The organism is Pseudomonas neuropathica (genome assembly GCF_015461835.1).
Taxonomy (GTDB): domain Bacteria; phylum Pseudomonadota; class Gammaproteobacteria; order Pseudomonadales; family Pseudomonadaceae; genus Aquipseudomonas; species Aquipseudomonas neuropathica.
In genome coordinates this window covers 95,395-103,724 of the sequence record NZ_JACOPX010000020.1, presented here as the reverse complement: position 1 = coordinate 103,724, position 8,330 = coordinate 95,395, and the positions used below count along the sequence as shown (strand labels likewise).

Below are 8,330 nucleotides of genomic sequence, written 5' to 3'. Positions count from 1 at the left end.
CCACACGTTGTTCGAACGTCCATCAAGCATTGAACATCTTGAGCACCGAAGGCAGAAGCGAACGGAGCAGAAGGCAGCTCAAGGCTGCCTTCTGCTTGAAACAGGTTTTACCGGACACTAGTGACGCGGAGCATGGGAACGATCAATCAGGATCAGAAGAAGCTCAACCCCACATGAAACAGCTTCTCCACATCGCGAATATGCTTTTTATCCACAAGGAACAGAATCACATGGTCGCCCGCTTCGATCACCGTGTCGTCGTGGGCGATGATCACTTGTTCATTGCGGATCACCGCACCAATCGTGGTGCCCGGCGGCAGGCCGATCTTCTCGATCGGTTTGCCGATGACCTTGCTCGACTTCGCATCACCGTGAGCAATCGCCTCGATCGCTTCTGCGGCACCGCGACGCAATGAATGCACGCTGACGATATCGCCACGACGTACGTGCGCCAGCAAGGTGCCGATGGTCGCCAGTTGCGGGCTGATGGCGATGTCGATGTCGCCGCCCTGAATCAGATCGACGTAGGCCGGGTTGTTGATGATCGTCATGACCTTCTTCGCCCCCAGCCGTTTGGCCAGCAGCGACGACATGATGTTGGCTTCGTCATCGTTGGTCAGCGCGAGAAAAATGTCGGCGTCGGCGATATTCTCTTCCAGCAGCAAATCACGGTCAGAAGCGCTGCCCTGCAACACCACGGTGCTGTCGAGGGTGTCGGAGAGATAACGACAACGCGCCGGATTCATCTCGATGATCTTCACCTGATAACGGCTTTCGATGGCCTCGGCCAGACGCTCGCCGATCTGCCCGCCACCGGCAATGACAATGCGTTTGTAGGTTTCATCGAGACGGCGCATTTCGCTCATCACCGCGCGAATATTCTCACGGGCAGCGATGAAGAAGACTTCGTCATCGGCCTCGATCACCGTATCGCCCTGGGGCAGGATCGGCCGATCACGGCGGAAAATCGCTGCGACGCGGGTCTCGACGTTCGGCATGTGTTCACGCAGCTGCCGCAGTTGCTGACCCACCAGCGGCCCGCCGTAATAGGCGCGCACCGCCACCAGTTGCGCCGCGCCTTCAGCGAAGTCGATCACCTGCAACGCGCCCGGATGCTGGATCAGGCGCTTGATGTAGTTGGTCACCACTTGCTCGGGGCTGATCAACACGTCGACCGGAATCGCTTCGTTCTGGAACAGTTGCTCCTCGCGATTGAGGTAGGACGCTTCGCGTACCCGGGCGATCTTGGTCGGCGTGTGGAACAGCGTGTGGGCGACCTGGCAGGCGACCATATTGGTCTCGTCGCTGTTGGTTACCGCCACCAGCATGTCAGCGTCGTCGGCGCCGGCCTGACGCAGCACCGACGGCAGCGAGCCACGGCCCTGCACGGTGCGGATGTCGAGGCGGTCGCCGAGGTCGCGCAGGCGCTCGCTGTCGGTGTCGACCACCGTGATGTCGTTGGCCTCGCTGGCCAAATGCTCGGCCAGCGAACCGCCGACCTGTCCCGCACCGAGGATGATGATTTTCATCCAGTCACTCCGTTGAATCCGTTTAGCCGCGCGCGGCAGCGATCTTGATCAGCTTGGCGTAGTAGAACCCGTCATGGCCACCCTGCTGGGCCAGCAATTGGCGACCATGGGGCTGTTTGATTCCGGCTGTGGTGGCCAGATCGAGTTCGCGGGCACCCGGGGTGCGCTCGAGGAACGCAGCGATGACTTCAGTGTTCTCGGTCGGCAGCGTCGAGCAGGTGGCGTACAGCAGGATGCCGCCGACTTCGAGGGTTTTCCACATCGCGTCGAGCAGTTCGCCTTGCAGTTGCGCGAGGGCGACGATGTCGTCCGGCTGACGGGTCAGCTTGATGTCCGGATGACGGCGAATCACACCGGTGGCGGAGCATGGTGCGTCGAGCAGAATGCGCTGGAACGGTTTGCCGTCCCACCATTTCGCGGTATCGCGGCCGTCGGCGGCGATCAGTTCGGCGTTGAGACCGAGGCGTTCAAGGTTCTCCTTGACCCGCACCAGACGCTTGGCTTCCAGGTCCACCGCCACCACACCGGCCAGCGCCGGTTCGGCTTCGAGGATGTGGCAAGTCTTGCCGCCCGGCGCGCAGCAGGCGTCGAGCACGCGCTGGCCCGGCGCCAGATCGAGCAGATCGGCGGCCAGTTGCGCCGCTTCGTCCTGCACGCTGATCCAGCCTTCGGCGAAACCCGGCAGGCTGCGCACGTCGGCGGCGGCTTCGAGGATGATGCCGTCGCGGCTGTACACGCATGGCGTTGCAGCAATCCCGGCTTCAGTCAGCAGACCGAGGTAAGCATCGCGACTGTGATGGCGACGGTTGACCCGCAGGATCATCGGCGGATGCGCGTTGTTCGCCTCGCAGATGGCTTCCCACTGTTCCGGCCAGAACGCCTTCAAGGATTTCTGCAGCCAGCGCGGGTGAGCGGTGCGCACCACCGGATCGCGTTCCAGCTCGGCGAAGATCGTTTCGCTCTCCCGCTGGGCGTTACGCAGCACGGCGTTGAGCAGGCCTTTCGCCCAAGGCTTTTTCAACTTGTCGGCGCAACCGACGGTTTCACCGATGGCGGCGTGGGCCGGCACGCGGGTGTAGAGCAATTGGTAGAGACCGACCAGCAGCAGCGCTTCGACATCGGCGTCGGCAGCCTTGAACGGTTTCTGCAGGAGTTTTTCCGCCAGCGCCGACAGGCGTGGCTGCCAGCGCGCGGTGCCGAACGCCAGATCCTGGGTGAAGCCGCGATCGCGATCCTCGACCTTGTCCAATTGCGTCGGCAAGGAGCTATTCAACGAGGCTTTGCCACTGAGGACAGCGGCGAGTGCCTTGGCGGCGGCCAGACGCGGATTCATTGTGCGTCCACCGCTGCGCCAAGCACGGTGCCGACGGCGAATTTCTCACGGCGGCTGTTGAACAGGTCGCTGAAATTCAACGCCTTGCCGCCGGGCAATTGCAGGCGGGTCAGACACAGCGCTTGTTCACCGCACGCGACGATCAGGCCGTCCTTGCTGGCGCTGAGGATTTCACCGGGTCCGCCTATTGGAAAAATCTCAGAACCCGAACCAACGCCATCAACCACTCGAGCCGCCAGCACTTTCATTGCTTCCCCGTTGAGGGTGCTGTGGGTGATCGGCCATGGATTGAAGGCGCGAACCAGACGTTCCAGCTCAACCGCCGGACGGCTCCAGTCGATGCGCGCTTCGTCTTTGTTCAGCTTGTGCGCGTAAGTGGCGAGCTCGTCGTTCTGCACTTCGCCTTCCAGCGTGCCAGCGGCCAGGCCGGCAATCGCTTGCACCACGGCTGGCGGGCCCATTTCGGCGAGGCGATCGTGCAGGCTGCCGCCGGTGTCTTCAGCGCTGATCGGGGTGACGACTTTGAGCAGCATCGGTCCGGTGTCGAGGCCGGCTTCCATGCGCATCACGGTCACGCCGCTTTCCGCGTCACCGTGTTCCACAGCGCGTTGAATCGGCGCCGCACCGCGCCAGCGTGGCAGCAACGAGGCGTGGCTGTTGATGCAGCCCAGACGCGGAATATCCAGCACCACTTGCGGCAGGATCAGGCCATAGGCGACCACCACCAGCAAATCCGGTTTCAGCGCGGCCAGTTCAGCTTGGGCGTCAGCGTTGCGCAACGTCGGCGGCTGCAACACCTGGATATTATTTTCCAGCGCGAGCTGTTTGACCGGGCTCGGCATCAGTTTTTGCCCGCGACCGGCCGGACGATCCGGTTGGGTGTAGACCGCAACGATCTCGTAAGGGCTGCTCAGCAGGGCCTTGAGGTGTTCGGCGGCGAATTCCGGGGTGCCGGCAAAAACGATGCGCAGTGGCTCAGTCATGAAGGGAGTCTCATAAAAAGAAAAAGGCTTGCCGCAGCAAGCCTTTGAAGAGGGGCATCAAGCGTTCTGGCGGTGCTGCTTTTCCAGTTTCTTCTTGATCCGGTCGCGTTTGAGCGTGGACAGGTAATCGACGAACAATTTGCCGTTGAGGTGGTCGCATTCGTGCTGGATGCACACCGCGAGCAGGCCTTCGGCGATCAGCTCATAGGGCTTGCCGTCGCGGTCCAGCGCCTTGATTTTGACCTTCTGCGGGCGGTCGACGTTTTCGTAGAAACCCGGTACCGACAGGCAGCCTTCCTGGTATTGGTCCATTTCGTCGGTCAGCGATTCGAACTCGGGGTTGATGAACACCCGCGGTTCGGTGCGGTCTTCGGAAAGGTCCATCACGACGATACGTTTGTGCACGTTGACCTGGGTCGCGGCAAGGCCGATGCCCGGCGCTTCATACATTGTTTCAAACATGTCATCGACCAACTGACGCACTTCGTCGTCCACTACAGCCACAGGTTTGGCGATAGTGCGCAGACGCGGGTCCGGGAATTCGAGGATGTTTAAAATGGCCATAGGCTTTGATTGCTGCACACGTTGAGTAAAGTCGGGCGATGGCCTGGCAGGTCCGAAGATGCAGGCTACCGTTGTGAAGCGTAGCTTGTGCATTTTGCACAAGCGAGCCACGGGGGCTCTGACGGTTCACGCGAATGCACATGATAAAGGGATTCACTGCATGAGGAAAACACTACTCGCCCTGCTGCTGTTGGCTTCGGCCGGCGTGGCGCAAGGGCAAGTGCAACTCAGGGATGGTTTTCCACAGCAATACACGGTGGTTTCGGGGGATACGCTCTGGGACATTTCCGGCAAATACCTGCGCGAGCCCTGGCAGTGGCCACAACTGTGGCGGGCCAACCCGCAAATCGAAAACCCCAACCTGATCTATCCCGGCGACACGCTGACGCTCAGTTATGTCGATGGCCAGCCACGTCTGACCCTTAATCGCGGCGAGTCGCGCGGCACCATCAAGCTCTCGCCACGCATTCGCACCAGCCCGGTGGCCGAGGCGATTCCGAGCATTCCGCTGAAATCGATCAACAGCTTTCTGCTGAGCAACCGCATCGTCGACAAGGTCGAGGATTTCGACAAGGCGCCGTATATCGTCGCCGGCGATGCCGAACGCGTGCTCAGCGGTACCGGTGACCGGATCTTCGCGCGCGGCCATTTTGATCCTGATCAACCGGTCTACGGCATCTTCCGTCAGGGCAAGGTCTACACCGATCCTGAGACCAAGGAGTTTCTCGGGATCAATGCCGATGACATTGGTGGCGGTGAAATCGTTGCGACCGAAGGCGACGTCGCCACCCTCGCGCTGCAACGCACCACGCAGGAAGTGCGCCTCGGCGATCGCTTGTTCAGCGGCGAGGAGCGTTCGATCAACTCGACCTTCATGCCCAGCGCGCCCACCAGCAAGATCAACGGCGTGATCATCGATGTGCCGCGCGGTGTCACCCAGATTGGCGTGATGGACGTGGTCACCTTGAACAAGGGCAAGCGCGACGGTCTGGCCGAAGGCAACGTGCTGGTGGTAATGAAAACCGGTGAAACCGTGCGCGACCGCATCACTGGCCAGCCGCTGAAAATTCCTGATGAACGCGCCGGGCTGCTGATGGTGTTCCGCACCTACGACAAACTCAGTTATGGCCTCGTTCTTAACGCATCGCGCTCGCTGGCGGTGCTCGACAAGGTGCGCAATCCGTAAGCGTGCTTCACAAGTTACCAACAGAGTTATCCACAGCTTGTTCCGAATGGTTCGGGGCTTATAACGATCAAGGATGATCCATCATGTTGCCTGTTTGTACGCCGGTTTCCCCGGCGGAACTGGAAGCGCGTCTGCGCCTGCACCGCTTGCCGGATGTCGGCCCGAAGCGTTTTGCCAAATTGCTCGAAGCCTTCGGCTCGGCCTCCAAAGCCATCAGCGCGCCGGCCAGTGCCTGGCGTTCTCTCGGTTTGCCGGCGGCGTGCGCCGAAGCGCGGCGCTGCCCCGAAGTTCGCGACGGCGCCAGCCATGCAATGCGCTGGCTAGAGCGGCCGGATCAGCATTTGCTGATGTGGGACCAAGCCGATTACCCCGCATTACTGGCGCAGATTCCCGACCCGCCGCCAATGTTGTTCGTGGCCGGTGATCCGCAGATTCTGGAAAAACCGCAACTGGCGATGGTTGGCAGTCGCCGGGCATCGCGTCCGGGCATGGATACTGCCGCAGCGTTTTCCCGCAGCCTTGCCGGTGCCGGTTTTGTCATCACCAGCGGATTGGCACTGGGTATCGATGCCGCTGCGCATCAGGCCGCGCTGGATGTTGGCGGGTTGACGGTCGGTGTCCTCGGCACGGGGCTGGAAAATTTTTATCCACAGCGCAACCGCCGCTTGGCTGACGCGATGATTGCGTGCGGCAGCGCAGTGCTTTCCGAGTTTCCGCTGGATGCCGGGCCGACCGCGAGCAACTTCCCGCGACGTAACCGCATCATCAGCGGTTTGTCCCTCGGCGTGCTGGTGGTCGAGGCCAGCGTCGCCAGCGGTTCGCTGATCACCGCACGGCTGGCGGCGGAACAGGGACGCGAGGTTTACGCGATTCCCGGTTCGATCCATCACCCCGGTGCACGCGGTTGCCATCAGTTGATCCGCGATGGCGCGGTGCTGGTGGAAACCATCGAGCACATCCTCGAAGCCCTGCGCGGTTGGCAGCATCTGCCGCTATCCAATGACACGGCGAACGTCGATCACCCGTTGCTCAGCCTGCTCCACGCCGCCCCGCACACCAGCGAAGGCTTGGCTGACAGCAGCGGCTGGACATTGCCCAAAGTGCTGGCGGCACTCACCGAACTGGAAATGGATGGCCGTGCAGTGTGCGAAAACGGTCGCTGGTTGGCCAGGACACGCTAGGTTTTACAAGGAAGATCGGTAAACTGCGCGAAACCTGTTTGCGGAGAGTTTTTTCATGGTTAACAGTTGGCGTGTGCAACAAGCCGCACGAGAGATTCGCGCCGGGGCGGTGATTGCCTATCCAACCGAAGCCGTCTGGGGGCTGGGTTGCGACCCATGGAACGAAGAGGCCGTGGATCGGTTGCTGGCGATCAAGAATCGTTCGGTGGTCAAAGGCCTGATTCTGGTTGCCGACAACATTCGCCAGTTCGACTTCCTGTTCGAAGACTTCCCGCAAGAATGGATCGACCGCATGGCCAGCACCTGGCCGGGGCCGAACACCTGGCTGGTGCCGCATCAGGGCTTGCTCCCGGAATGGGTGACCGGCATGCACGATACCGTCGCACTGCGGGTCAGTGATCATCCGCAAGTACGCGATCTGTGCTCGATGGTCGGGCCGTTGATTTCGACCTCAGCCAACCCGCAGGGCCGCCCGGCGGCGCGCACGCGATTGCGTGTCGAGCAGTATTTCCGTGGGCAGATCGATCTGATACTGGGCGGGCAACTGGGTGGGCGCAAGAACCCCAGCGTGATCCGTGATCTGGCGACCGGCAAAGTCATTCGTCCCGACTGATCCAGCCTCGAACATTTGTAACGTGAGTACTCCTCGCTTTGATGGCGAGGAGTACTACACGTGCCTGCGATTTATCCTGCAATGATGCTGGTTGTTGCGTCGGAAAAATCGTCAACTAGCTGAATTAAATGAATTTTCCCACCTGATTATCAGACCGCGTTTCGTGGCGGTATCGCCAAAAGCAACCATCCTTTCCCTGCACTCGAAACACTTCGATAAGTTAAGGTCTGCGGAGAAAGAATGGACACTACGGATTTGCAACTCACGGATTACCTGCAGGCGCTCCAGGTGACGTTAAACAGTCATCAGGAGGGTTGCCGTATCGTGATGCTTGAAGCGGGGTCGGATACCCAGGTGTTCGATCGGTTTATCGATCGGCAATTTCGGCTTCGGCTGCAGCATTACATGCTGACGTCCAGGGCGCGGATGCTCGAAACCCGACTGGCGACACGGTCGCGCAGTACCCACTTTCTGCTGTATCGGCACGAGCAACTGCTGGCGGTATTGAGGGCCACTCCGGCGCCGTTCGAGTGGGCATCACTGGCGCAGCAACATGTTTCGCCCACGGTGGCGTTGTCACGCCATGTCGAACTCAGTCGCTTGATCTCGTACGCGCCCAGCCAACAGCCCATTGCCGTCGACAGTCTGCTGGCGGCCGCTGCCGAGTGGGCCATAAAACAGGGCTATTTAGGTGTCACCGCGTTGTGCAGGGCATCGCAGCTGCGCCTGTACCAGCGTTTCGGTCTGATGCCGGTCGCCTCCAATCCCTTGCATATCGAACAGCGCGCACGCGGGGATTACTGGGTGTTGTCAGCCGAGTGGCGGCAAATCCTCGCCGCGTTGCAACAGCCTGATTCCGCGACGGTCGGTCATTGGGCGCCAAGACCGTTGGCGGCTCATCCACCGCAATACTGAACACGCTCGAAGCGTCCTGCCAGTCA

General features: G+C 60.8%; 8 protein-coding genes. 4 read left to right on the top strand and 4 right to left on the bottom strand.

The features are described 5' to 3' along the window. Window positions 1-152 precede the first annotated feature (152 nt). From trkA to def, 4 genes are read right to left on the bottom strand one after another with little or no spacing between them, the layout of a single operon-like run. Window positions 153-1,529 (bottom strand): Trk system potassium transporter TrkA, encoded by a 1,377-nt coding sequence (trkA, locus tag H8F23_RS25615; RefSeq protein WP_123454924.1) that lies wholly within the window; start codon window positions 1,527-1,529, stop codon window positions 153-155. A gap of 22 nt (window positions 1,530-1,551) precedes the next feature. Then, window positions 1,552-2,862, bottom strand: a complete 1,311-nt coding sequence (gene rsmB / locus H8F23_RS25610) for a 16S rRNA (cytosine(967)-C(5))-methyltransferase RsmB (RefSeq protein ID WP_194936223.1) — start codon at window positions 2,860-2,862, stop codon at window positions 1,552-1,554. After that, window positions 2,859-3,845: a methionyl-tRNA formyltransferase gene (fmt, locus tag H8F23_RS25605; protein ID WP_194936222.1), complete on the bottom strand. Its 987-nt coding sequence runs from the start codon at window positions 3,843-3,845 to the stop codon at window positions 2,859-2,861. Before fmt ends, rsmB begins: the two co-directional genes overlap by 4 nt. A 57-nt stretch (window positions 3,846-3,902) precedes the next feature. Beyond that, window positions 3,903-4,409 (bottom strand): peptide deformylase, encoded by a 507-nt coding sequence (def, locus tag H8F23_RS25600; RefSeq protein ID WP_016984087.1) that lies wholly within the window; start codon window positions 4,407-4,409, stop codon window positions 3,903-3,905. A gap of 160 nt (window positions 4,410-4,569) precedes the next feature. Between def and H8F23_RS25595 the strand changes: the two genes are divergently transcribed. The 4 genes from H8F23_RS25595 to H8F23_RS25580 all read left to right on the top strand — a co-directional run bounded on the left by H8F23_RS25595 (window position 4,570) and on the right by H8F23_RS25580 (window position 8,304). Beyond that, a complete protein-coding gene (locus tag H8F23_RS25595; protein WP_194936221.1) occupies window positions 4,570-5,595 on the top strand; it encodes a LysM peptidoglycan-binding domain-containing protein in 1,026 nt (341 codons plus the stop codon). Between the two features lie 80 nt (window positions 5,596-5,675). Further along, a complete protein-coding gene (gene dprA, locus H8F23_RS25590) occupies window positions 5,676-6,776 on the top strand; it encodes a DNA-processing protein DprA (protein WP_194936226.1) in 1,101 nt (366 codons plus the stop codon). A 55-nt stretch (window positions 6,777-6,831) separates the two neighbouring features. Next, window positions 6,832-7,389, top strand: a complete 558-nt coding sequence (locus H8F23_RS25585) for an L-threonylcarbamoyladenylate synthase (RefSeq protein ID WP_093429535.1) — start codon at window positions 6,832-6,834, stop codon at window positions 7,387-7,389. A 240-nt stretch (window positions 7,390-7,629) separates the two neighbouring features. Continuing rightward, a complete protein-coding gene (locus tag H8F23_RS25580) occupies window positions 7,630-8,304 on the top strand; it encodes a hypothetical protein (protein ID WP_093429534.1) in 675 nt (224 codons plus the stop codon). Window positions 8,305-8,330 lie beyond the last annotated feature (26 nt).